Raw genomic sequence first — 26,733 nt, 5'->3', positions numbered from 1 at the left:
ATCATCCTGACGTCAGAGGGTGGGCACCCTCTGACGTTATTCCTTAGGTGCTGTGGTGTTACGCACCGCCTTCCGTGGTAGTCGCCTGCGTCAGCATCAGGCTGACAACGCCGCTGTACTGACCGGTTTTCAGAATGCCTTTGGTGGTCTGAGAAATGGTCAGCGGCAGTACCGCTGAACCGTTTTCAATGCTTCCCGGGAACAGTTCGGTACCGGTATATTCCACATCGGCGGTAGAGAGGGTTTTGTCGCCCAGCTTCACCGTCATTGGGATGGTCTCAGCACCGTCGGCATTTGCCAGCTTCGCGGCGCTTACCAGACGGACTTTCACGTTGCTGGTGGCGGAGTTAGACCACACCTTGGTATTCAGGCGATAGCTTTCCAGACCGCGGCCAGGCAGATACTGCATATCGATGCTTGCCGGCAGCGGCGTGTTATCGGCCTGGGTCATGTCCAGCTGTGAATCAACGCTGGCGTTGACGGTAATATCTTTTTGGATCGCCAGCGCGCTAACGGACGTGGTCATCGCGGCAACAATCATCAGAGGTTTAAAGTACTTACGCATTGATATCTCCATATTTACAAATGAGCACCCTGGCTCTTTAAACAAACCCTTTGGGGTCTTTACGGTAACGTCGTGTTATTGCACGACGGGTAAATCAGCTTCTTCAGCGGTTTTATTCACCCAGTTGAAGTAGCGGAATTTATATTTCTGGCCTTGTGTATTTGTGAGCGTTTTTAATTTCCGTTCGGTATCCGGATAAATCGTCGCGTCTTCTTTAACCCATTTACACGACGAATCTGCGTCACAAATACCGATCTCTCTCAGCGGCACGCGCAGCGTACCGTTGTTTTTTAACGTGCCCCTGCGAGGGTCTATCGAGAGTGAAACCACACTTTTTTCCGGGGCGAGGTGGATCAGGGCGCCCCAGATCACATTGACGCCCAATGTCGCCGTCGCAGCCGGGCTTTCTGCCTTGCCGGGAATAATGCTGTCAGGCTGCTTTACCCCTTCAAAATAGACGCGCCAGGTGGTCTCTTTTTCCGGTGGCGTAAGCGATACCAGACGAACGACGCGCATTGCGCCTGCCGCAAGAGCAAATTTTTCGGGCGTGACAACAACGCCACCTTCTTTCCACGAGGCCACATCAATCTCTTTTTCCTGGGCCGTGCCGGGATTAAGAATTTTCTTTTGCCTCACCCGAATGAACTGAATATCATCCGTTTTCGACGCTACCTTAATTTGCGCCGCACCGGACCTGTCCACATTCAGTTCCATGGGGTACACGCTCATATTGGCCATTGCCATTTCTGAGAAAAATGGCAATGACAGCGCGGCGACATAAAAGGCGGTTGTCATGTTCACTCTATTTTTCTGTTTCACATTCAGTCTGCCTGCTCTGAGTTCATCGGCGGCGCGTTAACACCAGGACACCGTCTGCTTTCGTATTGCTTCAGGGCAGGGAAACTTTAACCAGAACAGCGGTTTGTGAAAATTTGTATTAATTAACTCGTTAAATACAGGTTTTTATCCTGCTTTTCTGTCTTTAAGGTTGTATAGTTAAGCGAAAATACCGCGACCAGGGATAGGAAGAAAATTCCTTCTGATGAAAAAATAAGCAGGTCAGGAGGCGGTTTTCATGTCGATGTACCAGGGATTAAAAAAGCATGCGGTAACAGCCGAGAATAAAAGATGTTTTTTATATGCAATAATTCGTTGTTATTCGATCCTGAAGCACATGCAATAAGTCTTGTTGGACAACCAGAATCTGTATTAACGCTTTCGGCGCCAGCCGTGCGGCTTTTGCAGGAATTTATAAAACACAAAGGGCACGACCTGAGTCGGGAGGAATTGATCACTCGCGTTTGGGAGGAATTTGGCTTTACGCCATCGGGAAATAATCTCAATAAAGCGGTAAGCGAATTACGTAAAAGCTTCCAGTCTCTGGGAGAGGGGCACGAATTTATTGTGACCGTACCCCGTTACGGATTTCGCTTTGATGCTGAGGTGATTTTTCAGCCTGGAGAGAATATTCCATCCGTCGATCCGCAGCCCTCGGTCGCACCGCAAGAAGTAAAGCCTCAACGCGCCTCCATTAAAAAATGGGCGATTGTGGCCGTATTGATCGTCGCTGCGCTGGGGACGAGTCTCTACTTTAGCCGACAGCAGGGGATTTTCATTCCGGCGAAACTCAAGCCGGTTAAGGAAAAAATCGCGCGTTGCAGCATCTGGATTATCAACGATCACGGACGACCGCTGGTGCTATCGAAATTAGCGGAGCGGCTGGAGGCTAATAACGTGGCGTGCGGACGGGAGGAGTACGACATTTATTATTTCAGCGCCCGTTTTACTATTTCCGCTGCAGATGAGGTGTTTATTGGTGCCTGCCCGGTCAGCAAAACCAGCCTGTGTAAAACCATACGTTATAAAAGCGGGGCACAAAAATGAAAATAAAACTTCTTTTTGGCGTGGGCGGTGTCCTGGTTGGTTGTTCGCTGGCATTTTTTTACTTTTCCGGCAGCGTGGGTAAAAAGGATGTGCTGGCCTGCAGCACTGAATTTAATTTCACGCGCAATGAGGGAAAAGCCAGTGAAGTGAAGGTCAATACCGTTGCCCAGTTCTATTTTCATCGGGACGGTACCGGGTTGACCACCTATAAAGGCGCGGCAAGGGCTGGCGGGCAATGTTTGATCGTTGACAGGGATGTGGATTTTACCTGGCAGCAGCGGGACGATGATAACGTCATCGTATTGAGCTACACCAAAACCTGGCGTCGGCACAATGACAATACGCCTGATGCTCAGTGGGGTAGCTTCGCCAATCCGACCGCACGCTACTACCTGACGATCTCTGAACTCTCGCCTTCCGTGTGGCTGATTCAGGACCGGCGCTATCCCACCTATATTTGCCGGGGTGAGTAGGGCATAAAAAAAGGAGAATGCCACAGGCATTCTCCTTTTTCGTATCCGTTGTGCTTAATCGCGGCTGGCGAAGCCCAGGATGCTCAGCAGGCTGACGAAGATGTTGTACAGCGACACATACAGGCTCACGGTGGCGCGGATATAGTTCGTTTCGCCGCCGCGAATGATGTTGCTGGTTTCGAACAGGATCGCGCCTGAAGAAATCAGAATAAACACGGCGCTGATTGCCAGATGCAGGGCAGGCAGCTGCAGGAAGATGTTTGCCACCATGCCCACCAGCACTACCACAACACCCGCCATCAGCATACCGCCGAGGAAGGACATGTCCTTACGCGTGGTCAGCACGTAGGCCGAGCAGCAGAAGAACACCAGCGCGGTGCCGCCCAGCGCCATGCCGATAAGGTCACCCATACCGGCAGACAGATACGCATTCAGCATCGGCCCCAGGATGTAGCCCAGGAAGCCGGTGAAAGCAAACGCGGACAGGATGCCGACGGGCTTGTCAGCGGTTTTGTAGGTCAGGAACATCAGACCATACATACCCACCAGCGTCAGGATCAGCCCCGGAGACGGCAGCATCAGCACGGTGCTGGCGGTGGCGGTGATCGCTGAGAAAGCCAGCGTCAGGCTGAGCATGAAATAGGTATTGCGCAGCACCTTGTGGGTGCTGAGTAGCGATGTGCGGTCGCGTGAAGAAGTAATTATACGATCCATGAGTCACTCTCTTATGACAGATGTAATTAGTGGAAAGAATAGGAAACGGCACGCCAGTCTCAAAGTGGTTTTACCCATCTTTACTCAGCACGTTAGCGCTGGAGGCGGTTATTTCTTCTGCAGAAATCCGTTTCGCCAGTATGAACAGCGGTTTGCGACAATTTACCAGATCAAGCTCTTATAGGTTACTGAAAAATATTGCGTTATTACCATTCGAACGCTAAGAGTTATTTCCGGATCGTCATAAAACAGACTATAAGGCGAAGGAAATGAAACCACAAACACGCACTCACTTTACGCTCTCTTTGTTAACCGCAGGGATCCTGTGCGCCAGCACGGCAGCCTGGGCGGCTAACGTGCCGGCAGGAACCGCGCTGGCCGACAAACAGGAACTGGTCAGAAACAACGGCAGTGAACCGGCTTCGCTCGACCCGCATAAAGTCGAAAGCGATGTCGAATTCAATATTATCAGTGATTTATTCGAAGGGCTGGTGGGCGTTTCCCCGGCAGGAGAAGTTCAACCCCGACTGGCGGAAAAATGGGAGAACAAGGACAACACCGTCTGGACGTTCCATTTGCGCCCGGGCATCACCTGGAGTGACGGCACGGCGATTACCGCTGAGGATGTGGTCTGGAGCTGGCAGCGCCTGATCGATCCGAAAACGGCTTCGCCGTATGCCAGCTATCCGGGCAACATGCATATCGTCAACGCGGCCGATATTGCTCAGGGGAAAAAAGCGCCCGATACGCTGGGCGTAAAAGCGATTAACGACACCACGCTGGAAGTGACGCTCACGCAGCCAAACGCGGCCTTCCTCGCGATGCTGGCGCACCCGTCGCTGGTGCCGGTGGATAAAGTGCTGATTGGCCGCTTCGGGGATAAGTGGACCAAGCCGGAGCATTTCGTCAGCAGCGGGGCGTATAAGCTGTCGCAGTGGGTGGTCAACGAACGCATCGTGGCGGAGCGCAACCCGCGCTACTGGGATAACGCGCATACCGTGATTAACAAAGTCACCTACCTGCCCATCACGTCCGAGGCCTCGGATGTGAACCGCTATAAGGCGGGCGAAATTGACATCGTGTACACGGTGCCGATTAACCAGTTTGCCCAGCTCAAGAAAACCCTCGGCAGCGAGCTGGACGTTTCACCTCAGCTGGCGACCTATTACTACGAATTCAATACCACCCGGCCGCCGTTCAACGACGCGCGCGTGCGTAAGGCGCTGAACATGGCGCTGGATAAAGACATCATTGCCGGAAAAGTATTAGGGCAGGGGCAGCGCCCGGCGTGGCTCATCAGCCAGCCGGATATCGGCGGCGTGAAGCTACAGAACCCGGATTACGCCAGCTGGCCGCTGGACAAGCGCATCGCGGAGGCGAAAAAGCTGCTGAACGAGGCCGGATATAACGCCAGCCATCCTCTGAGCTTCAACCTGCTCTACAACACCTCTGAATCGCACCAGCGCATCGCGATTGCGGCCAGCTCCATGTGGAAGAAAAACCTTGGCGTGGAGGCAAAGCTGCAAAACCAGGAGTGGAAAACCATGCTGGATACCATGCACACCCACAACTTTGACGCTGTGCGGTACGCGTGGATTGCCGATTACGACGATGCGGCGACCTTCCTGAACAACTTCCGCTCTGGCGACAGCGAAAACACCAGCCAGTACAGCAATCCGGAATACGATCGGGCGCTGCTCGATGCCGCAAAAGCCAAATCAGCGGAAGAGCGGGGTAAGTTCTACCAGCAGGCGGAAGATCTGCTGGGGCGTGATGTGCCAGCTATTCCGGTTTATCACTACGTCCGCACGCACCTGGTGAAACCGTGGGTAGGCGGATTTACGCCGGATAAGCTGGGGTACTATTTCACGAAAGACATGTACATCAAAAAACACTAGGCCTGTGCTGATAAAATCGTCGATGTGTCGTCAGTTCAACCGATTAGACACGTTTTGACTATTTTTACAGCGAACGAGTGCAGCCACTCTTTACAGCTCGCGGTGAGGTGTTTATAGTTCGCCTCACTTAGGAAGTGTGGCCGAGCGGTTGAAGGCACCGGTCTTGAAAACCGGCGACCCGAAAGGGTTCCAGAGTTCGAATCTCTGCGCTTCCGCCAGATATAAACCCCAGGTTACTCGTTAACCTGGGGTTTTTCTTTTGTCTTAACGCGGGTTTGTCTGTTACCAGATTCTGGCCATTCCTTCGCTTTCCGGGCGAACGAGCGTAAAACCAAATTTTGCATAAAGCTCAGGCACATCCGCCATTAAACAAACGTAGGCCCCTTTACAGGCATGGGTATCCAGCCAGGCTACAAGCGTTTCCATAATGACTCTGCCAAGCCCTTTCCCCTGATAAAGGGGATCAACGGCGACATCGACAATATCGAAATTCAACGCACCGTCCCCCACGATTCGCCCCATACCCACTGGTTTACCCTCATAAAGAATATGCATGCCGTAACAGCTGCCAGGCAGTGCTTTCCGGGCTGCCTCCAGAGGACGAGGGCTGAGGCCCGAGATTTCGCGCAGCCGACAAAACGCTTCTGCAGTGGGGACGGTCTCAACAACGGTATAGTTATCAGGCATAAAAAAGCTCCAGTCAGTGTCCATCAGGGGATCCCAGTCTGGCAGTAAAACTGACTAAACACGATTTTTAGGATCGATCCGCCTCACACTTTTAAGACTCTGCTATTTCCCTGTAAAAAACAGGCGTTATCATTCATCCCGTAAATATATTGCTATCTCTTACCGAGGCTTTGATGCTGGAGAATGTTTTCATCAGATAATCAGTTTCCCGCCCTTTTCAGGACGGACTGGTTATCGCTGCGCTTAAACCTTACGCGCGCACCTGCGGGTGTGGGCTCGTTTTTACGCATGATGATTACACAGGTTTTCCAGTATGAATTTATCCCGTCAGGAACAACGCACCTTACACGTTCTCGCCAAAGGTGGACGTATTGTGCACGTCCGCGACAGCTCTGGCCGCGTCACTTCCGTAGAGTGCTACACCCGTGAAGGGCTGGTGCTGAGCGACTGCACGCTTAGCGTCTTTAAAAAACTCCGCACCAAAAAGCTGATCCGTTCCGTGAACGGGCAGCCTTACCGCATCAACACTACCGGGCTGAACAACGTTCGCGCCCCGCTGGATAATCGTTAAGCGGAATAAACAACGCCATCCGCGGGTGGCGTTCATGCATTGAACTGGCAATTTAGCGATATCGTTGCGGATGCAGGAGTGTAGGCCGGGTAAGCGCAGCGCCACCCGGCAATAAAGGCGACGTTTAAGAGCGGATAAAGGCCAGAATGTCCGCGTTGATGGTATCCGCGTGCGTGGTATGCATCCCGTGCGGGAAGCCCGGATAAATTTTCAGTACGCTGTTCGCTAGCAGCTTGTCCTGCAGCAGGGCTGCATTCTTATACGGCACGACCTGATCGTCATCGCCCTGCAACACCAGAACGGGAACCGTGATGGTTTTTAGATCCTCCGTCTGGTCGGTCTCTGAAAATGCCTTAATCCCCTCGTAGTGGGCCTTGGCGCTGCCGATCATTCCCTGACGCCACCAGTTTTGAATCGTGCCCTGTGAAACGTCCGCGCCATCCCGATTAAAGCCGTAGAACGGACCGCTGGCGACGTCGAGGTAAAACTGGGCGCGGTTAGCCGCCAGCGCTTTGCGGAAGCCGTCGAAAACCTCGATGGGCGTACCACCGGGGTTACCGTCCGTTTTGACCATCAGCGGCGGCACGGCGCTGACGAGCACCGCTTTGGCGACGCGCCCCTGCGGTTGCCCGTACTGCGCAACATAGCGGGCGACCTGTCCGCCGCCGGTGGAGTGACCGACGTGCACGGCATTGCGCAGGTCCAGGCTTTCAACCACGGCTGACGCGTCGGCCGCGTAATGATCCATATCGTGGCCTTCACTTACCTGGTCCGAACGCCCGTGACCACGACGATCGATAGCGATAACGCGATAGCCTTCTGCGAGGAAGAAGAGCATCTGGTTATCCCAGTCATCGGCACTTAGCGGCCAGCCGTGGTGGAAAACGATGGGTTGAGCCTCTTTTGGGCCCCAGTCTTTGTAGTAAATATTGACGCCGTCTTTCGTTGTTACGAATGCCATACCGCAGACTCCTCTGTTAAAGGCAAAACGTTCCCCGGCTGAGCGCACAGCGAATCATTAATGCCTTAATTAAGTTGGCTTTTTTCTCTTTCCCGTACCGACAGTACTCCTAAAGTGTAGGAGAAATAGTAAAAGCAGTCGGTTTCATTCCTGTGAAAAGGAGCAGAACAGCGTTCAGGGGGAGGGGGAACGAATGAAGGCTCTGGAGAGATCCTCCTGAGCCTTCAGGGCAGCATTAACAGCAGGGGCGTTTAGCGGTTTTCTTCAATATAGCGGGCCAGGTCCGCCGGGGTTTTTAGCACCGTCGCCACGTCAGTTGGCGGGATCATGCAGCCGTAAACGTCCTGCACTTCCAGCACCATATCGACCGCCAGGATGGAGTCGAGAATGTCGGATTCAATCAGTTCATCGTGAAAGCCCACCTTGCGGGATAACACTTTTTCGAACAGGGCGAGAATTTCTTGTTCCATAATTTTTCCTGGAGTCATTAATTTGTGCGGGCGTAAGCGTCCAGCAGCTTGCGGTCAATTTTGCCGTTAGGATTCAGCGGCAAAGCGTCTTTTACGATAATTTGTGAAGGCACCATATAGTGCGGAACGACCTTCGACAGCGATGTTTTGATGGTGTCCGGTGCCATATCCGTCACGCAGAACGCGGCAATGCGCAGTACGCTGCCGCAGGATTTCATCAGCGGCAGGACCACCGCTTCGTTGATGCCGGACATGGCCAGCAGGCGGTTCTCGATCTCGTTGATTTCAATACGGTAGCCGTTCAGTTTGACCTGGCTGTCGTTGCGGCCCTGACAGTAGATCAGCCCCGCTTCATAGCCCAGATCGCCGGTACGGTAGCCGCGAAACGCTTCATCTTCCCGACGGAGTAATTTCGCCGCGTTCTCCTGCGGCAGACCAAGGTAGCCGCGCATGACGTTTTTACCCCAGATAATCAGCTCGCCGTCGGCGGAAATTTCCATTTTGCTCTCAGGCATCATGACCCCCACCGGCAGCACGGCGCTGTCGCTGTTCAGGATCGCATCCGTGATTTCAACCACGGTCGTCGCGATGGTCGCTTCCGTTGGGCCATACGAGTTAATGATTTTGGCCTGCGGGAAGCGGCGGCGAAGCTGTTTAACCAGCGCTTTATTGAGCACTTCGCCAATGAAGATAAAGACGTTGAGCGCGGGCAAATACTCGCTGTTGAACTGCGGGGAAAGCAGCTGCTGGTATGCAAAAGAAGGGGTGGAAACCCAGGCGGAGACCGCGTTGCTTTTCAGTCGCTCCAGCCAGTTCTCTTTCTGAATGTCCTCTTTGGCGTTCAGCACGATGTGTCCGCCCATCGCCAGATTCGCCAGCAAAGGGATCAGGGAGAGATCAAAGCTGAATACCGCGTGGTTCATCAGGACCGGTTTTTCCGGCAGTGAAAAGTCCTGGCTGACCCATTTCATGAAGTGCCATACGCTTTCACGCCCAATCTGCACGCCTTTAGGTTTACCGGTGCTGCCTGAAGTAAACATGATGTAGGCCAGATCCTGCTCCTCCAGTACCTTGCCCGGTTCCCCGGTGGCGATGAACTGCCGGGTCGCGACGTCGTAATAGTAAGGGGCGCTGGCCAGATGGCAGATCTCCCGGAGGCGCTCCTGCGGATAGATGCAGTCTACCGGGATGTACGGAATGTTGTGCAGCAGGCAGCTATAAATCGCCACGGCGAACTCAGCCTGCTGGTGACCGTACAATACGACCGGCGTACCGGCAACAGGCTGGCAGCGCTGATAGCGCTGCGCCCAGTCCGTCACGGCAGCAGAAAGCTGTAGCCAGCTTAAGGCTTCGTCGCTGCCGCTGATGGCCAGCTGCTGCGGGGAGGCGGGATCGCATAATGCCGCACGTAAGAAATCCTGCAGTTCCTGAAGATCGGAGTGATTTTTCATAGAGGTGACATTCCACTAAAGATGTAAAGGGATCCTGCGGCGCTTCCCAGCGTCAGAATTCGCCCTAAAAACGCAACGGCCGGATACTGCAGGCCGCGGTGCAATGCCGGGCTGCGTTTGGCTGACCACAGCAGCATATTGTGAGCGACGGAAATCGCGCCAAACAGCGCGCCGCTGATGACGTAATGGCGTTCCAGGCCATTCCATGCCCCCATACAGAATAAGGTGCAAAAAATACCGATATTTTGCGCCAGCGTTTTGTTCTGACGGAAAAAGTTGAATTTCATCAGGTTCATATAAACGGGCATAAAGACCACATCGCGCAGCCATTCAGACAGGCTGATGTGGAAGCGGCGCCAGAAATCCTGCGGGTTCTTTGCCAGAAGCGGCATGTTGAAGTTTGCCGGAATGCTGAGCCCAAACAGGCGGCCCGCGCCGATGGCCATATTGCTGTAGCCCGCAAAATCAAAGTACAGGTAGGTGCTGTAGGCAATCGACATCACCACGCCCACGGTCAGCGTAAACGGCTTATGGCTCCAGGGCTGCACGACAAGGGAATCAATCAGCATGGCAAACAGGAACTTCTGGACAATGCCGGTAATGATTTGCTCTAACGCGACTAAAAACTGTTCGCGGTTAAGGGCAAATACGGGCTTGCTGACGTCACTCATCCACGTCCGCCAGCGGTACATTGGGCCTGCCAGGATAATAAAGGGCATAAACAGATAACAGAAATAGTGCAGGAAATTCTGACCTTCTTTTTTACTGCGATAGAGCAGCACGTCCAGCGCGCGGAACGTCATAAACGAGAGGCCGATCATGCCCCAGTGGTTATTTAAATGTAATTTCACCAGCAGCAGCGGCAATAATGTCAGAACGACCGCCTGCCACGTTTTTAACCATCCCTTCTCTTTTAGCGTGGCAAAAACATAAAAGCTGAAAAAAACGGCGACGGGGACAATATAATCACCCTGAAATATATATCCCCATCCCAGCGCCGTCAGCACCGAGAGTGCAGATAACCAGGTCAGACGATGGCGTAATACGCGATTAACCAGCGCAAACGCCAGCGCGGATGAAAACAAATAAACAAAAAACATTCCTGAGCTGTACATCATTCGGCCTCAGAACTTTTGATATTCAAAATGCAGCTGCATACTCATGCTGTCATCGACAGAGGTCCACGCGACGATGGTGATCGCCAGCAGGAGATAAAGGAAAAAAAGACGGATCGCGATTTTCATCATTTAAAACTCTGTGCAATAAAGCGAATCATAGGAACCCAGGCCAGTTCGGAAGGGTGCAAACGATCCCAGTTCCAGCCATTCTGATAAGGCATGGCGTACATATCTAAATAAGGGATCTGGTTCTTTACCAGAATGGTTTTTATTTGTTTATCAACCGGGCGGAAGGTATCGGTATTGTAAAGCGCCCAGGGGTTAACCGGGTCGACGATAGCAATCACCTGCACGTGGTGTTCCTTAAGCAGCTGGACGGTTTTACTGAAGGCGGCGATTTGCGCAGGCACGACCGGCGTGTCATCCCACTGCTGCCGCGTACTGTCCTCCTCGTAAATCGTTTTGTCCATCCACAGGGTGGCCGCGCTCTGCTGGCGTTTTTTATTTAACTCGCGCGCATTCGCCAGCTCTTTATCCCAGTCGGGGGCAATGTGGGCGGCTGGCTGCTGCGGCCAGGGCTGTACCGTCTGGGGCGTGATGTTGAGCAGCGCCAGCCAGTCGTTTTTTATCAGGGTGCAGACGTTGGCAAACTGGAAGCTCAGCTCGTCCCACATCAGATCGGGGTGCCAGCCAAAGACCCGCATTTGGCCGAAGGTTAAATGGCTTATTTCTTTACTATCAATATGCTTTAAATAATTAACCAGCAGCGGGCGCGCCTGCGGATCCTTCATCAGCGGATTAAAAATAGAGCCGGGGAAATTATCGGCATAGATAGCCGGTGGCAGCCCTTTTGAATAAAAGCTGTCAGGAGCCAGAAGCAAAACAACTTTACTGTTTGCGTTAAGGCTATTTTTAAAACGAGAGAACAGTAAAAATTGCGTTTCATCATCGACGAACGCATCGCCATACGCCACGACGGGTTTGTGCAATTGCTTATTAAAGTAATTATATACAGCGTAATGTTCATCTTCTGAGGTGGCCACCTCAGACGCGCCAATGAAGAAAATAGCATTCCCTTCTAAGGCATGGGAAATAGTCGCAATTTTTTCCGCTTGTTCTTTCGGCGTGCCCGCCATTGATTTAATCAGCGGCTGGAAGGTGAGGGGCGGATTGAAGCTCGTCACCAGCGGGTGAACACAGAGGAACAAAATGGCCAGGGTTGCCATCAGGATATGTAAGCAAAGCGTATTTTTGATTTTCATCATCAACCAGTAACACTGCATGGCAGTAATTTCTAAATCTGCGGGTACTCAGATTTATAACAATTACACAACAAATGACCGTTTATTTTTGTGGCATTCTATACCAGAGCGATTTAAAAGGATGAGCGTTGCTGTGTAACGGTATGTACAAGGTGGCTGTGACCGGTGCGCGGCAAGCGCCTGGGTGATTTTTGCGCAGTCAAACGCCGGCGGGTGAAAATAGAAAAATTCCTGCTTTACAAGGGGCTAATAGATGTTTATAGTGCGCCTCACTTTGGAAGCGTGGCCGAGCGGTTGAAGGCACCGGTCTTGAAAACCGGCGACCCGAAAGGGTTCTAGAGTTCGAATCTCTACGCTTCCGCCAAATTTGAAAACCCTGCGATAGCAATATCGCAGGGTTTTTTCGTTTTACAGGGCAATCACCAGCTCCCCGGAATGGCTCCGCGAACAGCACAGCGCTACCTGCTGGTCCGTCGCGCTTTGTTCCGCCTCCGACTGCACGCTATCCCGGTGATCCACCACGCCGTCAAGCACCGGCGTCAGGCACGCCCCGCAGATCCCAATTTCGCATGAACGCGGTACGTCCACGCCGTTTTCCTGTAGTACCTGAGCGATGGTCTTATCCGCGGGCACCGGCCAGCGCTCCCCGGTCGAGGCGAGTTTGACCGTAAAGATCTCGCCCGCGTCACCGCGTGCGGCAGGGGCCGCGGGCTGAAACGCCTCGCTGTGAAGATGGCCATCATCCCATTCCCTGGCCGTCGCCACGTCTCGCACTTTTTCCATAAACCCTGCCGGGCCGCAGATCCAGGCGTGAAGCCCCGCCTCAGGCGCGGGGATATGCTCTGCCAGCGCCGTGCGCGGGCTGGCGGTATGAATCTGGCACTCACCGAACCGGGAGAGTTCGCGCGCAAACGCCGCGCTTTCGCGGCGTTTGACGTAATAGTGCAGCGTAAACGGCGTTCCGGCCGCCTTCAGCTGCAGGGCCATCGCATACAGCGGCGTAATGCCAATGCCTGCCGCCAGCAGCAACACCCGCTCAGCCTGATGCAGCGGAAACAGATTGCGCGGGGCAGAGATTGCTAATTTCTGCCCGGGTCGCAGCGTCTCGTGAACGTAGCGCGATCCGCCGCGCGAGGCGGTTTCCCGCCCCACGCAGATAAGATAGCTCTCGTCTCCACACGCACCGGTCAGGGAATACTGGCGCACCGCGCCGCAGGGCAAGTGGACATCAATGTGCGCGCCGGGCTGCCACGCCGGCAGCGCGTTACCGTCTTCAGCCACCAGCCTGACGGCGAGGCTTTTGTCGCCCTCGCGCCACAGCCCGTCAACAATTACGCTCAGCATATCGGCCTCCGTCATACGAGGAAAAATTCGCCAAAGCCCATCTTCTTCAGTCCCCGACGGTAGGCAATTGAGCTCTTATCGGCGGGAATATGCGCTTCCAGCGTCAGATCCAGCGGCAGACTTTCCGGGCGCTGGGTTTCCACCATCAGGCGATCCTCTTCAAAAATGCGCAGATTGAAGGCATGCACATCCTCCACCGGAATATGCAGGTCAAAGTTACGCGCGATAGGGGCGAACATGCGGGTGACGCGCGATGACACGGGCGACGCGGCGTTCATGATGACCAGTCGCGATTCTCCCGGAAAATGAATCGTCAGGGTGGCGGTAAACGGCAGATGCATTTCAAAATGGCGCAGCCACTGGAACCCTTCCGGCGCCTGCACGGGTGAACTGGCGGGATAGTTGCTCACGGAGCTCCAGTAATCGGTAACAAAACCGAACGACGTCTCCTGCGGTTGATAGGTGAGGACCCGCTGATTATTGGGGTCGGCAAAGGTATCGGTGTGGATCCAGGCAAAGTGCGCCACGTCCAGAAACCCCTCTACCTGACGACCGGCAAAGCCGTTCACCTCAAACGCCGGGCAGTTGATCTGCTGAAATCCGTCGTCATCCCAGTGCGGCATGGTGGGCAGCGGCACAGGATTGTCCGGGTCAAACGCCAGGCAGGTCCAGATCAGGCCGAAGCGCTCCTCCACGGCGTAGTTAATCAGGTTCAGCTTCGCCGGAACGGGCTGGTCGGGGCTGGACGGAATACGGTTGCAGCGCCCGTCTTCTCCAAAGCGTAAGCCGTGGTAGGGGCAGATAATTCCGTGCTCGTCGTGAAAGCCGAGCGTCAGCGGCACGCCGCGGTGCGGGCAGACGTCACGGGCGACCACGACCTGGTCGTTAATCCGGTAAATCACCAGCTGTTCGTCCAGCAGGGTCGCCTTAACCGGCGCCGGGCCGACGTCGCAGGCGCGCGCGACCGGATGCCAGCATTTCGCGAGGCGCAGCCAGTCCTCTGGCTCAAACGTGCAGTGGGCAGGTGGAGTCGGTTCTCTTTTCATCATTGTCCCTCTTGCGTTCAGCCTAACGGGCCGCCCTGAATGGTCTCGCACAGACCGTTGATGATGCGCTCACCGGTCTCCTCTTTGAGCTCCTGATACCAGGCCTGCGTCAGAGCCATGTCTTTCCCGTGGGTGACGTCGCAGCGTTTACGCGCCTTCAGCACCAGGTCGCGCACCCGGTCGCAGCGCAGCGCTTCGTACTGGCGCAGCGCCAGCGTAATGCTGTGGTTTTCACGCAGGCACTCACCCAGCACCACGGCGTCTTCCATCGCCGCGCAGCCGCCCTGGCCGATATCCGGCGTGGTGCTGTGCGCGGCATCGCCGAGCAGCGCGACGTTGCCGCGCACCAGGCTGTCGAACGGCTCAATGTCGTGGATTTCAATGCGGTTGGTCGTTTCAGGATCCAGCGCCGCGATAAGCTTCTGCACCGGCGGCGCCCAGCCGCGGAAGTAGCCCGTGAGGTCGGCGCGCAGGGTGGTGCGATCCTCCGCCAGGCCCGCGGGCAGCGGTACGTCAAAAAAGAAGTAGAAGCGTCCGCCGGAGACGGGCATCAGCGACACGCGTTTGCCTTCGCCAACGAAGGTGGTCCACTGGTGCGCCGGGGCGATCTCTTCGTCAATCTTCACCAGCCCGTTCCAGTTCACGTACCCGGCGTAGCGGCGCTCCGGGGTATACCCCAGCACGTACGGGCGCACGGCGGAGTGGCTGCCGTCGGCGGCAATCAGAAAATCGCCCACTGCCGTGGTGCCGTCGGTGAAGGTCACGCTCACGCCCGCGTCGTCTTCGCTTACGCGTTCGACGCGCTTGCCGAACTGCACCCTGTCGCGCCCCCAGAAGTCCAGCATTTCGCGCTGAAGTTCAGCGCGCGAGACGGGGCAGGGGCGCCCGCCGGTACGCTCAACCAGCGGGGCAAGGCTGAAGCGGGTCAGGGTCTCGCCGCGCCGGTAATCCTTGTAGGCCATAAAACGCATCGGCCCGCCGTAGGTCTCGATGATGTCGCCCATACCGAGGTGCTGCATGCATTTCACGCCGTTAGGCCAGATGGAGATGGCCGCCCCGACGGGCCTGATCTCTTTGACGGCTTCAAACACGGTACAGTCGATGCCCGCTTTCTTCAGCGCGACGGCGGCGCTCAGGCCGCCAATACCCGCACCAATGACGATTGCTCTCATGCTTCTCTCCTTTTGCAGGGTGTAAAGACATTCAGCAATTTGCGTACCAGGCTGCAGAGTGGCGAAAACGGCGTTGTGAGGGCGACGTTTGCACTGCTAAGGTGCGCAAACGCGGTGAGCGTGCCTTTTTTTGAATCAAAAATTTCCAGTTGAGCTATACGGAATCGACTGTTTCACGCCCGCGCTCAGAGTGGCGTGGTTTGTGCAACAGCCCGGAGGAAGACAATAAAGGAGACGCTATGATCGCACTGCACGACTTCAATCATCTTCCCCACGAAAAGGCGTTAGCGCTGATTCATCCCTGCGTGGCGCTCCCCGAGTGGGCCGATGCGCTGGCTCTGGGGCGACCCTACGCCAGCCGGGAGGAATTGTTCGATACGGCAAACGCGCTGACGCAAAACTGGGACGAAGCGGTGCTGGCGCAGGCCCTGAGCGCCCATCCGCGCATCGGGGAAAAGCCCGCAGGTTCACAGGCGGAGGCGGCGCTGTCGCGCCAGGAGCAGGGCGCGGTGAATGAAGGCGATGCTGCCCTTGCCCGGGCGCTGCGTGAGGGCAATGCCCGCTACGAGGCCCGCTTCGGACGCGTGTTTCTGATCCGCGCGAAGGGCCGCAGCGGCGAGGAGATTTTACAGGCGCTGCACGCGCGGCTGGAGAACAGCGACGCGCAGGAAGTCCGTGCCGCGCTGGAACAGCTGCGGGAAATTACGCTGCTACGGCTGGAAGGAGTCATTAGCGAATGAGCACACTCAGCACCCATATTCTGGATATCTCGACGGGCAAACCCGCAGAGGGCGTGACGGTTCATCTCGAACGGGAGGGCGAAATAATGGCCTCGGGCGTGACCAACGTCCAGGGGCGCATCGCCGCGTTCGTTCCCTCTCTGCCCGCAGGCCGCTATCGGCTGGTGGCGGAGATCGGCGCGTGGTTTAGCGAAACCGGCCGCGACACGCTCTACCCCTGCGCGCAAATTGATTTTGTGACGGGAGAAGCGGCAGACGAGCATTTCCACCTGCCGTTTGTGATTGCGCCCGGCGGGTGGTCAACCTACCGGGGAAGTTGACCACACCCGCTCGCCGTTGACCCAGGTCTCGCTGATGTTGCGCTCGTCGCCGAGGGTCATCAGCACAAAAAGCTGCTCGTAGATATCCTGACAGCGGCGATTGCGCAGGCGCTGCAGCGGCGTCACGTCAGGGTCGATCACCACGAAATCCGCCTCTTTGCCGGGCGCGAAGTTGCCAATCTTATCGTCGAGCCTGAGGGCGTGCGCGCCGCCCAGCGTGGCGTGGTAAAACGCTTCGCTGGCGCGCAGGCGGTAGCTCTGAAGCTGGCCGACCTTGTAGGCTTCCCCCAGGGTGCGCAGCATGCTGAAGGTGGTACCCGCGCCGACGTCGGTGCCGATGCCCATCCGCACCCTGTGCTGCCAGCAGGCGGGCAGGCGAAACAGCCCGCTGCCGAGAAACAGGTTAGAGGTGGGGCAAAACGCCACCGCCGAACCGGTGTCATGCAGGCACTGCCACTCGCTGTGGTGAAGGTGAATCGCGTGGGCAAACACGCTGCGCTCGCCGGTCAGGCCGTAGTGGTGATACACGTCCAGATAGCGCTCGTGCTCCGGCCAGAGGTCGCTCACCCAGGCCACTTCGTTGGGATTTTCGCTCAGGTGGGTCTGCATCCAGGTATCCGGGAACTCTTCTCTGAGCAGGCTGACCGCGGCGAGCAGCTCGGGGGATGAGGTCGGCGCAAAGCGCGGGGTAATGGCATAGCCCAGCCGTCCCCGGTGGTGCCAGCGCTGGATCAGCGCCCGCGTCTGCCGGTAGCTCTGCTTCGCGTCTTCGCTCAGATAGTCCGGCGCGTGTCTGTCCATCATCACCTTTCCGGCGATAAGGCGCATGTTGAGGCGCAGGGCTTCGGTAAACAGCGCCTCGACCGATTCCGGATGCAGCGTGCAAAACACCAGCGCGGTGGTGGTGCCGTTGCTCACCAGCTGCTGAATGAAAAATTCGGCGATCTCTTTCGCGTAGGCTTCATCGGAAAACTGGCTCTCCACCGGGAAGGTGTAGGTGGTCAGCCACTCCAGCAGCTGTTCGCCAAAGGCGCCGATCATCTCCGTTTGCGGATAATGGACGTGGGTATCGACAAAACCGGGCAGCAGTAGCTTACCGCGCAGGTCGGTGTAGCCCTTGTGGGGGTCAAGATACTGCTCGCCCTCCTGCCACGGCATGTGCGCCAGAATTTTTCCGTTCTGTATAAACAGCACCCCGTCCTCAAGGTAGCGCGCGTGCCGGGCAATCGCGTCTGCGCTATCGCAGACCTGGGCAATATCAAAAAATGCGCCGCGGATCGCTGTCTGGTAATCCATCATGGTTCCTGCCTTATTGTTTGCATAGCGGGGTGAGAAGGCGCAGCAAGAACGGTGCCAGAATGAACGGGCCGCAGATAGGCTGCGGCCGGAAGGATGAAGTTACTCTTTTTGCGTCGCCACGCGGGAGCTGAACGACGTCGCGCCCGCCGTCTCGCGATCTTCCCGCGCCAGCCAGCGGTAGGTCACGCCGCCGAGGAAGACGCCGATAAACCAGCTGAAGTTCGCCACCTCATGCAGGGCCGGGATGAAGCTAATCACCAGGCCCACCGCAACGGACGGGATCAGCGCGCCAATGGCTTTCGGGTTGAAACCGTTGCGGTACCAGTATTTGCCCTTCGGCGTGTCGTCGAACAGATCGTCAACCGACACCTTGCCGCGCTTAATCAGGTAGAAGTCGGCAATCAGAATGCCGAACAGCGGGCCGATGAACGCCCCGAGCACGTCCAGGGTGTAGTGGATAAGCTCCGGCGAGTTGAACAGGTTCCACGGGGTAAGCAGGATCGAGCCGACGGCGGCAATCATGCCCCCGGTGCGGAAGCTGATTTTCTGCGGCGAGCAGTTAGAGAAATCAAACGCCGGGGAGACAAAGTTCGCGACGATGTTGATCCCGATGGTGGCGGTGATCATCGTCAGCAGGCCAATCGCCACGGCCAGATCGTTGCCCACGCGGCTGACGGTTTCGATCGGGTCGGTGATCATGCGGCCAAACAGCGACTGGGTGCCGGAGACAATCACCACGGTGACGATGGAGAACAGCAGGAAGTTAAACGGTAGCCCCCAGCGGTTGCCGCGGCGGATCTCGCCCATGCTTTTGCCGTAGCGGGAGAAGTCGCCAAAGTTGAGCAGCGGGCCGGAGAAGTAAGACACCACCAGCGCGGTCGCGGTGATCATCTGCCAGGTCTGCTCCCCCGCGCTCAGGGATTTGCTGGCGAGAGTGAAGGAAATGCCGTCAAAACCGGTCTTGTATACAATCCAGCCTGCGAGGGCCAGCATCACCACGTAGACCGCCGGACCGGCGATATCAATAAAGCGCTTGATGGCGCTCATGCCGTGCCAGAAGACCATCGCCTGCAGCACCCACATGATGGCAAAGCAGATCCAGCCGAGATGCGACAGGCCCAGGAATGCGCCGGTAGTGAGCGAAGAGAGCGACGGCCAGAACTTCAGCGCCACCAGCATCAGGGCGTTGGCGGCCAGATAGGTCTGAATGCCGTACCACGCGAAGGCGATCAGCCCGCGGATCACCGCCGGAATATTGGCCCCGAACACGCCAAACGCCTGACGGCTGATCACCGCGTAGGGCACGCCCGCCATCTGGCTCGGTTTAGCCACCAGGTTGGCGCACAGCTGCACGATACAAATCCCCACCAGCAGGCACAGCAGCACCTGCCAGCTTGCCAGCCCGAGCGTAAAGAAGCTCGCGGCGACAACATAACCCCCCATGCTGTGGACGTCCGACATCCAGAACGAAAAGATGTTGTACCAGCTCCAGTTCTGGTCACGCGTCGGTGCCAGATCCTCATTGCAAAGACGTGGGCTGTAAACCGCACCGGAATCAGCGGCCGTACCCTGCTGCGCGTTTTGACTGTTTGGCATGAAACCTGCTCCTGTGAATGAAAACCCGTTAAGCGGGAGTGCAGACGGTGTTGCAGGATCCAGGCCAAAATAATAAATCTTGTATGCAATATTTTATTTTTATGTATACGATTCGATAACGAAGAGTAAAAGACGGAGTGGTGAATGAACAACATAAACGCCCTGCAGACCGCGCCAGACCTGCATGACAAAGACGAATCGATCTTTCAGGCGCTGATGACCGCGATTGTCGAACATCAGCTGCTGCCGGGGAGCAAACTGCCGGAGGAGGCGCTGGCCGAGGTCTTTGGCGTAAGCCGCACGGGCATCCGCAAGGTGCTTCAGCGACTCGCGGCTGTGCAAATGGTCACCTTAACGCCCAAGCGTGGTGCACACGTTGCCAGCCCGACGGTGGAAGAGGCGCAGCACATCTTCCGCACCCGCGCCCTGCTGGAGGTCGCCAACCTGCCGGACGTGCTGGCCCGCTGCCAGCCGCCGCACCTTGCCGCGCTGGAGGCCATTATTCGCCAGGAGCAGCAGGCGCACGAGGCGTACGACGGCCCGGCGGCAATTCGCCACTCCGCCAATTTCCACATTCAGCTGCAGGCCATCTCCGGCAACCAGGTGCTGACGGAGATGGTGACCGGCCTGAGCCAGCGCTCGTCGCTGGTGATTGCCACCTGGGGCGCGCCGTGGCGTCAGGGCTGTCGCTGCAACGACCACGAACAGCTTGTGGATCTGCTGCGCCAGAAGGCGCTACAGCCGCTCAGCGACGCCTTAATGCACCATTTTGAACATATCGTCGCCAGCCTCTGCTTCGAGCGGGCGGGCGAGTGTCTGCCTGATTTTGCCCGGCTGTTTGCCGGCCACAAGGAGTCGTAATGTCCTCTGTCCGTATACAAGTGATCAACCCCAACACCAGCCTCGCGATGACGGAAACCATCGGCGCGGCGGCCCGCGCGGTGGCGGCGCCGGGTACGGAGATCCTCGCGGTTTGCCCGAGCGCGGGCGTGCCGTCTATAGAAGGCCACTTTGATGAGGCCGTCGCCGCCGTGGGGGTTCTCGAACAGGTTAAGCTCGGCAGAGAGCAGGGCGTGGACGGTCACGTCATCGCCTGCTTTGGCGATCCGGGCCTGCTGGCGGCGCGCGAGCTGGCGCAGGGGCCGGTGGTGGGCATTGCGGAAGCCGCCATGCATATGGCGACGCTGGTGGCGACGCGCTTTTCGGTGGTCACCACGCTGCCGCGCACGCTGATTATTGCCCGCCATCTGCTGCACCAGTATGGCTTTCACGATCGCTGCGCGGCGCTGCACGCTATCGATCTCCCGGTGCTGGCGCTGGAGGACGGCAGCGGTCTGGCGCAGGAGAAGGTGCGCGCGCGCTGTATACAGGCGCTGAAAGAGGACGGCTGCGGCGCCATCGTGCTGGGCTGCGGTGGAATGGCGACGCTGGCGCAGGAGCTGACGCGCGAGCTGCGCGTGCCGGTCATCGACGGCGTCAGCGCGGCGGTGAAGATGGTGGAGTCGCTGGTGGCGCTGGGGCTGTCGACCAGCAAGCACGGGGATCTGGCCTTCCCGGAGAAAAAAGCGTTAAGCGGACAGTTTCAGGCACTGAATCCATTTTAATTTTTGGGGGTGGCAATGGGGCTTTTTGAACAGGATTACCCGCGGGATCTGCGCGGCTACGCGGGAAACCCGCCGCACGCGCGGTGGCCGAACCAGGCGCGCATCGCCGTGCAGTTTGTGCTCAATTATGAGGAAGGGGCGGAAAACCACGTTCTGCACGGCGATGCCGGATCCGAGCAGTTCCTGTCGGACATTATCGGCGCGGCCAGCTACCCGGATAAACACATGTCGATGGACTCCCTCTACGAATACGGCAGCCGCGCCGGATTCTGGCGGATCCACAGTGAATTTCAAAAGCGTGGCCTGCCGCTGACGGTCTTTGGCGTGGCGATGGCGCTGGCGCGTCACCCGGAGATCGTTGAGGCTATCAAGAGTGCGGATTATGACGTGGTCAGTCACGGCTGGCGCTGGATCCACTACCAGAGCATGGATATCAGCCAGGAGCGCGAACACCTGCACAAGGCGGTGCACGTGTTGACCGACCTTTTCGGCAAGCCACCGACGGGCTGGTACACCGGGCGCGACAGCCCCAACACCCGCCAGCTGGTGGTGGAGCACGGAGGCTTCGACTATGACAGCGACTACTACGGCGACGATCTGCCCTTCTGGACGGAAGTGGCCTGCAGCGACGGCTCCCGTAAACCGCACCTGATCGTGCCGTATACGCTGGATGCGAACGACATGCGCTTCGCCACCGCGCAGGGGTTTAACACAGCCGAGCAGTTTTATACGTATCTGAAGGACAGTTTTGACGTGCTGTACGAAGAGGGGGAACGCGCGCCGAAGATGATGTCCATCGGCATGCACTGCCGCCTGCTGGGGCGGCCGGGGCGTTTTCGCGCGCTGCAGCGGTTCCTGGATTACGTGCAGCAGCACGAGCGGGTGTGGGTCTGTACCCGCCAGCAGATTGCCGACCACTGGCGGGATGTGCATCCGTTTCAGAAATAACTGAGCCGTGTTTAGCCGGGTGGCGGCTGCGCCTTACCCGGCCTAGGACTACGACATCAAACTCACCTGTGCCGCCACGATCCGCCATCCGTAGGCAAACCGCACCCACGTCTGCTGCTGGCGGCCAATGCGTTCCGTGCCCTCGCGGGTAAACTCGGTGCTGCACACGGCATAATCCTCCCCGAAGGTGGTAATCACTGTGTGGCGCAGCGTCCGCTGCAGCCCGGCGGACGGGCGCGCCGCCCGAAAGGCGCGGATTTCATCAATCCCGTACAGGTTTTCACCCGCCCCCAGACGCACCGTGTTTTTGTCGTGCCAGAACAGCTCGTCCAGCACCGCAACGTTGTTGCTCACCAGCGCGTCTTCATAGCGATAAAACGCGGCGGTCACCTCGGCAACCACCCACGGCAGGTTAATGTCATCGTGATTCATCATGCGTCCACCTCCGCCGGACGGGCGTCGGCGATGCCGCTCTCTTCCAGCACGCGCGCGGCGCGCAGGCAGGCCTGCTCGTTAAACGGCGCGGCAATCAGCTGCAGGCCAATCGGCGCACCCTGTGCTGTGCGCAGCGGAACGGTGGTCACGGGCAGGCCCAGAAATGAAATCGGCTGGGTCAGCATCCCCATGCTGGCGCGAATGGGGAGCGGCTGACCGTTAATCTCCATGGTCTGCTCACCCGCGAGCGTGGCGCTGCGCGGCGTTGCCGGCGCGATCAGCACGTCGGCCTGCGCGAACAGGGTTTTAAACGCCTGTCGGGCGTGCGCGCGAAACCGCTGGGCCTGAATGTACCAGGCGGAGGGGATCATCGCGCCTGCCAGCAGGCGTTCCCGGGAGTGCGGCTCAAAACGCTCGGGCTCGCGGCGAAGCGCCGGCAGGTACTGGTTTCCCCCTTCGGAGGCGCTGATGATAAACGCCGCGGAGCGCGCCAGCTCGGCGTCCGGGAACTGCAGCTCATCCCGCACGTCGAGCGCCTTCGCCACCCGCGCCACGGCGTCTCTGGCATCCGCATCGCACCAGGTGGCGAAGTAGCCGCCGAGCACCGCGCAGCGCAGGCCGTCAAGCCCGCGATCGAGCAGGGGGCGCGTCTGCTCGCGCGAGCTCTCTGCCTGAAAAGCGTCGCTGCTGTCCCGCCCCTGCAGCGCATCGTAGACGGACGCCAGGTCGCACACGCGGCGGGCAAAGGGGCCGATATGATCGAGGCTCGCGACAAACGGATGGCTGCCGGATCGCGACAGGCGTCCAAAGGTGGGCTTCAGGCCGTAGATGCCGCACAGGGAGGCCGGAACGCGAATCGAGCCGTTGGTGTCGGTGCCGAGCGAAAAGTGCACCAGCCCGGCGGCCACGGCGGCGGCCGAGCCCCCGGACGAGCCGCCCGCAATGCGCGCCAGATCGTGCGGGTTACGCGTCGTGCCGTAGTGGCTGTTTTCGGTCGTGAAGCCGTAGGCGTAGGCGTCCATGTTCACCATCCCGGTCAGCAGCCCGCCCGCGCTGCGCAGCTGGCGCACCGCGAAGCTGTCAGCGGCCGCGGCGGGGCGCTGGCTGAACAGCTCTGCCCCGGCAAGGGTGGTGTGGCCGGCAACGTCGAACAGGTTTTTTACCGCGTAGGGCACGCCCGCCAGCGGGGGCAGGGGGCGCTTTTCGCGGCGCAGGGTATCGATGCTCTCGGCCTCGGCGAGCATGCGTGCTTCCGTCACGGCGGTCCAGGCGCCGATCTGCGGGTTAACGCGCGCAATCGCCTCCAGCGTCTGGCGGGCAATTTCGCGAGCGCTCAGCTCGCCCGCGCCCAGCGCATGCTGGATCGCGCTGATACTCATCTCGTGTAGCCTCATGCTTTGTACACTCCTGCGATCTCCAGACGGTCATCGAGCGGCAGCGCCATCAGCGGGGCGGCCATGTTTGCTATGCGGCTGAACTGCACCTGCAGCTCGGCGCGGCGGGCATCGTCCAGCGTCACGCCGAGCACGGACTCCATTTGCGCCAGATACGCCTGCCAGTCGGGTTGTTGTGTCGTCATAGTTTTCTCCTCAGAATCCGGCGGCCGCGCCGTTGCTGCGCGGGTCAAATGCCCCTTCGAACAGCCCGCTGGGGTGGCGGACAATCGCGCCCGCGTGGCCCATCGCTTCGCTGAAGTCAGGGAACATTTCCACCTCGTGCCCGAGTGCCTGAAGCCGTGAGACCGTCTCAGCGGTAAAGCGTCCTTCCAGCTTTAACGTGTCCGAGGTTTGTCCCCAGGTGCGCCCCAGCAGCCAGCGCGGGCGGGAAATGCTCTCCTGTAAAGGCACGCCCTGAATCGCGTAGCGGGTAAAAAGCGCGGCCTGGGTTTGCGGCTGTCCGTCACCGCCCATCGATCCGTAGACCATCACGCGCCCGTCCTTAAGACGCGCCGCCGCCGGGTTCAGGGTATGGAAGGGCTGTTTGCCCGGCGCGAGGGCCAGAAGGCTAGCGGGATCGAGGCTGAACGATGCGCCCCGGTTCTGCCAGACGATGCCGGTGTCGGGCAGCACCACGCCGCTGCCGAACTCGTGATAGATACTCTGGATAAACGACACGGCAATCCCGCTGTTATCCATCACTCCCATCCACACCGTATCGCCGGGGCCTTTTCCGGTCCCCCACGGCGCGGCGCGGCCGTCGTCAACCCTGTCGGCAAGCGCCTGCAGGGCGGCGGGATCCAGCAGACCCTGAATATCGGTTTTCAGCTCGCGCGGGTCGGTAATGTGGGCATCGCGCAGGCCAAAGGCCAGCTTGGTGGCTTCAACGATGCGGTGAATGGTATCGGCGTCGTCGGCCTCGGCCATGTTCAGGCGGTCGGTGATGCCGAGTATCGCCAGCGAGACCAGCCCCTGCGTCGGCGGGGCGTGGTTAAAGATCTCCCCCTGCTGATGCTGCAGCTTCAGCGGCACGGTACGTCGGGCGGCGTGGGCGTTGAGATCGGCCAGCGTCACGGGCAGGCCCAGCGTCTCCATGCCGTGCGCCAGCACGTCCGCCAGCGGGCCGCGGTAAAAGCTGTCCAGACCGTCTTCCACCAGGCGCGTCAACGTCGTGGCCATGGCGGGCTGGTAAAAGCGGCTCCCGACCTCTGGCGGCTTGCCGTCCACCAGCCAGGTTTCCGCGAAGCCGGGGATGGATTTCAGCTCGTCGAATTTGCTGGCCGTGGCATGGGCCTGAGAGGCCGTAACCGGCGTGCCGTTCTGCGCATAGTCAATGGCGTCGGCCAGCAGGCGGGCCAGCGGCAGCGCCTTGCCTGTCAACTCGCGCGAGACCTTCAGCGCCTCGTCCCAGCCGCTCACCGTGCCGGCGACGGTCAGCGCCGCGCGGGGGCCGCGATGGGGGATATGCGCCAGACCGTCGTAGGCGGCGAGCGTCGCGCGCGATCCCGCCGCGCCGCTGGCGTCAATGGCGACAGGTTCGCCTTCCGGTGGCACGATAAGCCAGAAGCCATCGCCGCCCAGCCCGTTCATGTGCGGGTAAACGACGGCAACGGTGGCCGCCGCGGCGACCATCGCCTCTATCGCGCTGCCGCCTTCGCGCAGCACAGCCAGCGCGCTCTGGCTGGCAAGATGGTGGGGCGCAACGGCCATGCCGTGCGTGGAGACATTACTTTGCATATAGAATCCTCGTAACCCTGAAAGTCACAAGGCGCTGCAAAAGCTGTTCCAGTTCTGAAAGAAAAGTTTCAGTAAACTGGCACGTATAATGAATACGCATAATAAAAGGTACAATGTGATGAAACAAAAGTTACAGAGGCGCTATGGAACAACTGGATGAACGTCTGAAAGCACAGTACCCGTCGCTGTCGCCGCAGGAGCAGCGGGTGGCGGACTTTATTTTCGATCATTTTGACGATCTCATTAGCTACAACAGCGCCGAGCTGGCGCAGCTGAGCGGGGTGTCGAAAGCCACGGTTAGCCGTCTGTTTAAGCGTCTGGGCTATGAGAAATATAAGGACATGCGCGACGAGCTGCGCACCCTGCGCCAGAGCGGGATGCCGCTCACCGATAACCGCGACGCGGTGCAGGGCAATACGCTGCTGGCGCGCCACTATAAGCAGGAGATGGCGAACCTGACCCAGTGGGTCAACGCCCTCGACGCGCAGCAGTTTGCCGACGCGATGGCCTGCATGGTGAAGGCGCGGCGCATCGTCATTATCGGCATGCGTAACGCCTATCCGGCGGCGCTGCACCTGCGCCAGCAGCTGCTGCAGGCGCGCGGTCAGGTGCTGGTCCTGCCGCAGCCGGGGCAGAGCCTGAGCGAGGAGCTGGTGGATTTAACGCCGGACGATCTGGTGGTCATGATGGCCTTTCGCCGCCGCCCGCGCATTATCCGCCCGCTGATGCAGCAGCTTCAGAGTCGCGGTATTCCGGTGCTGCTGATGTGCGAGCCGCAGGCGCACAGCCTGTTTCCGCTGGCGAGCTGGCAGCTCTGCGCCCCGCTGGACAGCGTCTCGGCCTATGACAGCTACTCCTCGGTTAATAGCCTGATCAACCTGCTGGCAAACGCCTTCCTGCATGAAATTCTCGATAAAGGCCGTCCGCGCATTCACGAGATTGCCTCCCTTTACCAGCAGCTGGACGAACTCGAACAACGATAATGGGGCATCAGGCTGGTGC

The 26,733-nt window shown here is 58.2% G+C and carries 28 protein-coding genes, 2 tRNA genes and 1 pseudogene; 12 read left to right on the top strand and 19 right to left on the bottom strand.

Going from position 1 to position 26,733, the window contains the following annotated elements; all coding sequences use genetic code 11:
• Positions 1 to 58 precede the first annotated feature (58 nt).
• A complete protein-coding gene (locus SPH27_RS06650) occupies positions 59 to 565 on the bottom strand; it encodes a CS1 type fimbrial major subunit (RefSeq protein ID WP_021240847.1) in 507 nt (168 codons plus the stop codon).
• A gap of 75 nt (positions 566 to 640) precedes the next feature.
• Positions 641 to 1,384, bottom strand: coding sequence for a fimbrial protein (locus SPH27_RS06645; protein WP_045142968.1), 744 nt, complete (start codon positions 1,382 to 1,384; stop codon positions 641 to 643).
• A 309-nt stretch (positions 1,385 to 1,693) separates the two neighbouring features.
• On the opposite strand from SPH27_RS06645, the gene SPH27_RS06640 reads away from it, so the two are divergent.
• Entirely contained in the window at positions 1,694 to 2,449 is a 756-nt protein-coding gene (locus tag SPH27_RS06640) for a winged helix-turn-helix domain-containing protein (protein WP_048976878.1), read from the top strand.
• A complete protein-coding gene (locus SPH27_RS06635; protein ID WP_039261633.1) occupies positions 2,446 to 2,922 on the top strand; it encodes a hypothetical protein in 477 nt (158 codons plus the stop codon). Before SPH27_RS06640 ends, SPH27_RS06635 begins: the two co-directional genes overlap by 4 nt.
• Positions 2,923 to 2,976: 54 nt before the next feature.
• On the opposite strand, the gene yccA is transcribed toward SPH27_RS06635, so the two are convergent.
• Positions 2,977 to 3,636 carry an FtsH protease modulator YccA gene (gene yccA / locus SPH27_RS06630; protein WP_023335168.1) on the bottom strand — a complete coding sequence of 220 codons (660 nt, stop codon included), beginning with the start codon at positions 3,634 to 3,636 and terminating at the stop codon, positions 2,977 to 2,979.
• Between the two features lie 269 nt (positions 3,637 to 3,905).
• Between yccA and SPH27_RS06625 the strand changes: the two genes are divergently transcribed.
• Together SPH27_RS06625 and SPH27_RS06620 are read left to right on the top strand one after the other, a co-directional pair.
• On the top strand, positions 3,906 to 5,534 hold the full coding sequence (locus SPH27_RS06625) for an ABC transporter substrate-binding protein (protein ID WP_182071687.1): 1,629 nt from the start codon (positions 3,906 to 3,908) through the stop codon (positions 5,532 to 5,534).
• Between the two features lie 130 nt (positions 5,535 to 5,664).
• Positions 5,665 to 5,752: transfer RNA gene (locus SPH27_RS06620), tRNA-Ser, on the top strand.
• 64 nt (positions 5,753 to 5,816) lie between these two features.
• On the opposite strand, the gene SPH27_RS06615 is transcribed toward SPH27_RS06620, so the two are convergent.
• Positions 5,817 to 6,221, bottom strand: coding sequence for a GNAT family N-acetyltransferase (locus tag SPH27_RS06615; protein WP_033146518.1), 405 nt, complete (start codon positions 6,219 to 6,221; stop codon positions 5,817 to 5,819).
• Positions 6,222 to 6,534: 313 nt separating this feature from the next.
• Here SPH27_RS06615 and SPH27_RS06610 point away from each other — a divergent pair, with 313 nt between their 5' ends.
• On the top strand, positions 6,535 to 6,792 hold the full coding sequence (locus SPH27_RS06610; RefSeq protein WP_322435618.1) for a YjhX family toxin: 258 nt from the start codon (positions 6,535 to 6,537) through the stop codon (positions 6,790 to 6,792).
• Between the two features lie 124 nt (positions 6,793 to 6,916).
• On the opposite strand, the gene SPH27_RS06605 is transcribed toward SPH27_RS06610, so the two are convergent.
• The 6 genes from SPH27_RS06605 to SPH27_RS06580 form a co-directional block, all read right to left on the bottom strand.
• Positions 6,917 to 7,753 (bottom strand): alpha/beta fold hydrolase, encoded by an 837-nt coding sequence (locus tag SPH27_RS06605; RefSeq protein ID WP_054830320.1) that lies wholly within the window; start codon positions 7,751 to 7,753, stop codon positions 6,917 to 6,919.
• 251 nt (positions 7,754 to 8,004) lie between these two features.
• Positions 8,005 to 8,223 carry an acyl carrier protein gene (locus SPH27_RS06600; RefSeq protein ID WP_008499867.1) on the bottom strand — a complete coding sequence of 73 codons (219 nt, stop codon included), beginning with the start codon at positions 8,221 to 8,223 and terminating at the stop codon, positions 8,005 to 8,007.
• A gap of 17 nt (positions 8,224 to 8,240) precedes the next feature.
• Positions 8,241 to 9,674 carry an AMP-binding protein gene (locus tag SPH27_RS06595; RefSeq protein ID WP_047061520.1) on the bottom strand — a complete coding sequence of 478 codons (1,434 nt, stop codon included), beginning with the start codon at positions 9,672 to 9,674 and terminating at the stop codon, positions 8,241 to 8,243.
• Positions 9,671 to 10,789: an MBOAT family O-acyltransferase gene (locus tag SPH27_RS06590; protein WP_048980325.1), complete on the bottom strand. Its 1,119-nt coding sequence runs from the start codon at positions 10,787 to 10,789 to the stop codon at positions 9,671 to 9,673. Before SPH27_RS06590 ends, SPH27_RS06595 begins: the two co-directional genes overlap by 4 nt.
• Positions 10,790 to 10,798: 9 nt before the next feature.
• Positions 10,799 to 10,921: a hypothetical protein gene (locus tag SPH27_RS06585; RefSeq protein WP_023335174.1), complete on the bottom strand. Its 123-nt coding sequence runs from the start codon at positions 10,919 to 10,921 to the stop codon at positions 10,799 to 10,801.
• Positions 10,918 to 12,054: a D-alanyl-lipoteichoic acid biosynthesis protein DltD gene (locus tag SPH27_RS06580; protein ID WP_182071705.1), complete on the bottom strand. Its 1,137-nt coding sequence runs from the start codon at positions 12,052 to 12,054 to the stop codon at positions 10,918 to 10,920. The genes SPH27_RS06585 and SPH27_RS06580 overlap by 4 nt, the downstream gene beginning before the upstream one ends.
• 276 nt (positions 12,055 to 12,330) lie before the next feature.
• On the opposite strand from SPH27_RS06580, the gene SPH27_RS06575 reads away from it, so the two are divergent.
• Positions 12,331 to 12,418, top strand: a tRNA-Ser gene (locus tag SPH27_RS06575).
• A 44-nt stretch (positions 12,419 to 12,462) separates the two neighbouring features.
• Here SPH27_RS06575 and SPH27_RS06570 read toward each other — a convergent pair.
• From SPH27_RS06570 to hpxO, 3 genes are read right to left on the bottom strand one after another with little or no spacing between them, the layout of a single operon-like run.
• Positions 12,463 to 13,398 (bottom strand): PDR/VanB family oxidoreductase, encoded by a 936-nt coding sequence (locus SPH27_RS06570; RefSeq protein WP_322435617.1) that lies wholly within the window; start codon positions 13,396 to 13,398, stop codon positions 12,463 to 12,465.
• A gap of 11 nt (positions 13,399 to 13,409) precedes the next feature.
• A complete protein-coding gene (hpxD, locus tag SPH27_RS06565) occupies positions 13,410 to 14,447 on the bottom strand; it encodes a molybdenum cofactor-independent xanthine hydroxylase subunit HpxD (protein ID WP_182071686.1) in 1,038 nt (345 codons plus the stop codon).
• A 14-nt stretch (positions 14,448 to 14,461) separates the two neighbouring features.
• The gene (hpxO, locus tag SPH27_RS06560) at positions 14,462 to 15,616 is read right to left on the bottom strand and encodes an FAD-dependent urate hydroxylase HpxO (RefSeq protein ID WP_182071685.1); all 1,155 of its coding nucleotides are present in this window, start codon (positions 15,614 to 15,616) and stop codon (positions 14,462 to 14,464) included.
• Between the two features lie 239 nt (positions 15,617 to 15,855).
• On the opposite strand from hpxO, the gene uraD reads away from it, so the two are divergent.
• Positions 15,856 to 16,356, top strand: a complete 501-nt coding sequence (gene uraD, locus SPH27_RS06555) for a 2-oxo-4-hydroxy-4-carboxy-5-ureidoimidazoline decarboxylase (RefSeq protein ID WP_182071684.1) — start codon at positions 15,856 to 15,858, stop codon at positions 16,354 to 16,356.
• Complete coding sequence (gene uraH / locus SPH27_RS06550) at positions 16,353 to 16,676, top strand: hydroxyisourate hydrolase (protein WP_182071683.1); 324 nt, start codon at positions 16,353 to 16,355, stop codon at positions 16,674 to 16,676. The genes uraD and uraH overlap by 4 nt, the downstream gene beginning before the upstream one ends.
• Here the strand turns inward: uraH and guaD are convergent.
• Positions 16,656 to 17,972 (bottom strand): guanine deaminase, encoded by a 1,317-nt coding sequence (guaD, locus tag SPH27_RS06545; protein WP_182071682.1) that lies wholly within the window; start codon positions 17,970 to 17,972, stop codon positions 16,656 to 16,658. The genes uraH and guaD overlap by 21 nt on opposite strands.
• Positions 17,973 to 18,074: 102 nt before the next feature.
• Complete coding sequence (locus SPH27_RS06540) at positions 18,075 to 19,571, bottom strand: NCS1 family nucleobase:cation symporter-1 (protein WP_029741848.1); 1,497 nt, start codon at positions 19,569 to 19,571, stop codon at positions 18,075 to 18,077.
• Positions 19,572 to 19,715: 144 nt separating this feature from the next.
• On the opposite strand from SPH27_RS06540, the gene SPH27_RS06535 reads away from it, so the two are divergent.
• The 3 genes and pseudogenes from SPH27_RS06535 to puuE all read left to right on the top strand — a co-directional run bounded on the left by SPH27_RS06535 (position 19,716) and on the right by puuE (position 22,123).
• On the top strand, positions 19,716 to 20,432 hold the full coding sequence (locus SPH27_RS06535; protein WP_010429412.1) for a GntR family transcriptional regulator: 717 nt from the start codon (positions 19,716 to 19,718) through the stop codon (positions 20,430 to 20,432).
• Positions 20,432 to 21,306 (top strand): annotated as a pseudogene (gene hpxA, locus SPH27_RS06530) (allantoin racemase). Before SPH27_RS06535 ends, hpxA begins: the two are co-directional and overlap by 1 nt.
• Positions 21,224 to 22,123: an allantoinase PuuE gene (gene puuE / locus SPH27_RS06525; RefSeq protein ID WP_233476988.1), complete on the top strand. Its 900-nt coding sequence runs from the start codon at positions 21,224 to 21,226 to the stop codon at positions 22,121 to 22,123. Before hpxA ends, puuE begins: the two are co-directional and overlap by 83 nt.
• A gap of 48 nt (positions 22,124 to 22,171) precedes the next feature.
• On the opposite strand, the gene hpxZ is transcribed toward puuE, so the two are convergent.
• Genes hpxZ through hpxW form a run of 4 tightly spaced genes read right to left on the bottom strand, consistent with a single transcriptional unit; the run spans position 22,172 to position 25,731 of the window.
• Positions 22,172 to 22,558, bottom strand: a complete 387-nt coding sequence (gene hpxZ / locus SPH27_RS06520; protein ID WP_042718752.1) for an oxalurate catabolism protein HpxZ — start codon at positions 22,556 to 22,558, stop codon at positions 22,172 to 22,174.
• A complete protein-coding gene (locus SPH27_RS06515) occupies positions 22,555 to 23,952 on the bottom strand; it encodes an AtzE family amidohydrolase (protein ID WP_047061531.1) in 1,398 nt (465 codons plus the stop codon). The genes hpxZ and SPH27_RS06515 overlap by 4 nt, the downstream gene beginning before the upstream one ends.
• Positions 23,949 to 24,137, bottom strand: coding sequence for an oxalurate catabolism protein HpxX (gene hpxX / locus SPH27_RS06510; RefSeq protein ID WP_033145148.1), 189 nt, complete (start codon positions 24,135 to 24,137; stop codon positions 23,949 to 23,951). The genes SPH27_RS06515 and hpxX overlap by 4 nt, the downstream gene beginning before the upstream one ends.
• Positions 24,138 to 24,147: 10 nt before the next feature.
• Complete coding sequence (hpxW, locus tag SPH27_RS06505) at positions 24,148 to 25,731, bottom strand: oxamate amidohydrolase (RefSeq protein WP_182071680.1); 1,584 nt, start codon at positions 25,729 to 25,731, stop codon at positions 24,148 to 24,150.
• 143 nt (positions 25,732 to 25,874) lie between these two features.
• Between hpxW and hpxU the strand changes: the two genes are divergently transcribed.
• The gene (gene hpxU, locus SPH27_RS06500) at positions 25,875 to 26,714 is read left to right on the top strand and encodes a MurR/RpiR family transcriptional regulator HpxU (RefSeq protein ID WP_039261664.1); all 840 of its coding nucleotides are present in this window, start codon (positions 25,875 to 25,877) and stop codon (positions 26,712 to 26,714) included.
• Positions 26,715 to 26,733 lie beyond the last annotated feature (19 nt).

This window comes from Enterobacter sp. A103 (genome assembly GCF_034427535.1).
Lineage (GTDB): Bacteria > Pseudomonadota > Gammaproteobacteria > Enterobacterales > Enterobacteriaceae > Enterobacter > Enterobacter asburiae_B.
The sequence above is the reverse complement of the archived record's forward strand: the minus strand, read 5'-3'. Positions and strand labels throughout refer to the sequence as shown.

Coding starts and splice junctions, on each gene's coding strand:
- SPH27_RS06570 (WP_322435617.1), bottom strand. CDS start 13,398: ATGCTGAGCGTAATTGTTGACGGGCTGTGGCGCGAGGGCGACAAAAGC.
- SPH27_RS06590 (WP_048980325.1), bottom strand. CDS start 10,789: ATGTACAGCTCAGGAATGTTTTTTGTTTATTTGTTTTCATCCGCGCTG.
- SPH27_RS06535 (WP_010429412.1), top strand. CDS start 19,716: ATGAACAACATAAACGCCCTGCAGACCGCGCCAGACCTGCATGACAAA.
- SPH27_RS06640 (WP_048976878.1), top strand. CDS start 1,694: ATGTTTTTTATATGCAATAATTCGTTGTTATTCGATCCTGAAGCACAT.
- hpxZ (WP_042718752.1), bottom strand. CDS start 22,558: ATGATGAATCACGATGACATTAACCTGCCGTGGGTGGTTGCCGAGGTG.
- hpxW (WP_182071680.1), bottom strand. CDS start 25,731: ATGCAAAGTAATGTCTCCACGCACGGCATGGCCGTTGCGCCCCACCAT.
- SPH27_RS06635 (WP_039261633.1), top strand. CDS start 2,446: ATGAAAATAAAACTTCTTTTTGGCGTGGGCGGTGTCCTGGTTGGTTGT.
- SPH27_RS06605 (WP_054830320.1), bottom strand. CDS start 7,753: ATGGCATTCGTAACAACGAAAGACGGCGTCAATATTTACTACAAAGAC.
- SPH27_RS06610 (WP_322435618.1), top strand. CDS start 6,535: ATGAATTTATCCCGTCAGGAACAACGCACCTTACACGTTCTCGCCAAA.
- SPH27_RS06515 (WP_047061531.1), bottom strand. CDS start 23,952: ATGAGGCTACACGAGATGAGTATCAGCGCGATCCAGCATGCGCTGGGC.
- uraH (WP_182071683.1), top strand. CDS start 16,353: ATGAGCACACTCAGCACCCATATTCTGGATATCTCGACGGGCAAACCC.
- SPH27_RS06580 (WP_182071705.1), bottom strand. CDS start 12,054: ATGAAAATCAAAAATACGCTTTGCTTACATATCCTGATGGCAACCCTG.
- hpxU (WP_039261664.1), top strand. CDS start 25,875: ATGGAACAACTGGATGAACGTCTGAAAGCACAGTACCCGTCGCTGTCG.
- SPH27_RS06595 (WP_047061520.1), bottom strand. CDS start 9,674: ATGAAAAATCACTCCGATCTTCAGGAACTGCAGGATTTCTTACGTGCG.
- SPH27_RS06615 (WP_033146518.1), bottom strand. CDS start 6,221: ATGCCTGATAACTATACCGTTGTTGAGACCGTCCCCACTGCAGAAGCG.
- yccA (WP_023335168.1), bottom strand. CDS start 3,636: ATGGATCGTATAATTACTTCTTCACGCGACCGCACATCGCTACTCAGC.
- guaD (WP_182071682.1), bottom strand. CDS start 17,972: ATGGATTACCAGACAGCGATCCGCGGCGCATTTTTTGATATTGCCCAG.
- hpxX (WP_033145148.1), bottom strand. CDS start 24,137: ATGACGACACAACAACCCGACTGGCAGGCGTATCTGGCGCAAATGGAG.
- SPH27_RS06650 (WP_021240847.1), bottom strand. CDS start 565: ATGCGTAAGTACTTTAAACCTCTGATGATTGTTGCCGCGATGACCACG.
- SPH27_RS06585 (WP_023335174.1), bottom strand. CDS start 10,921: ATGATGAAAATCGCGATCCGTCTTTTTTTCCTTTATCTCCTGCTGGCG.
- hpxD (WP_182071686.1), bottom strand. CDS start 14,447: ATGATGAAAAGAGAACCGACTCCACCTGCCCACTGCACGTTTGAGCCA.
- SPH27_RS06625 (WP_182071687.1), top strand. CDS start 3,906: ATGAAACCACAAACACGCACTCACTTTACGCTCTCTTTGTTAACCGCA.
- uraD (WP_182071684.1), top strand. CDS start 15,856: ATGATCGCACTGCACGACTTCAATCATCTTCCCCACGAAAAGGCGTTA.
- SPH27_RS06600 (WP_008499867.1), bottom strand. CDS start 8,223: ATGGAACAAGAAATTCTCGCCCTGTTCGAAAAAGTGTTATCCCGCAAG.
- hpxO (WP_182071685.1), bottom strand. CDS start 15,616: ATGAGAGCAATCGTCATTGGTGCGGGTATTGGCGGCCTGAGCGCCGCC.
- SPH27_RS06540 (WP_029741848.1), bottom strand. CDS start 19,571: ATGCCAAACAGTCAAAACGCGCAGCAGGGTACGGCCGCTGATTCCGGT.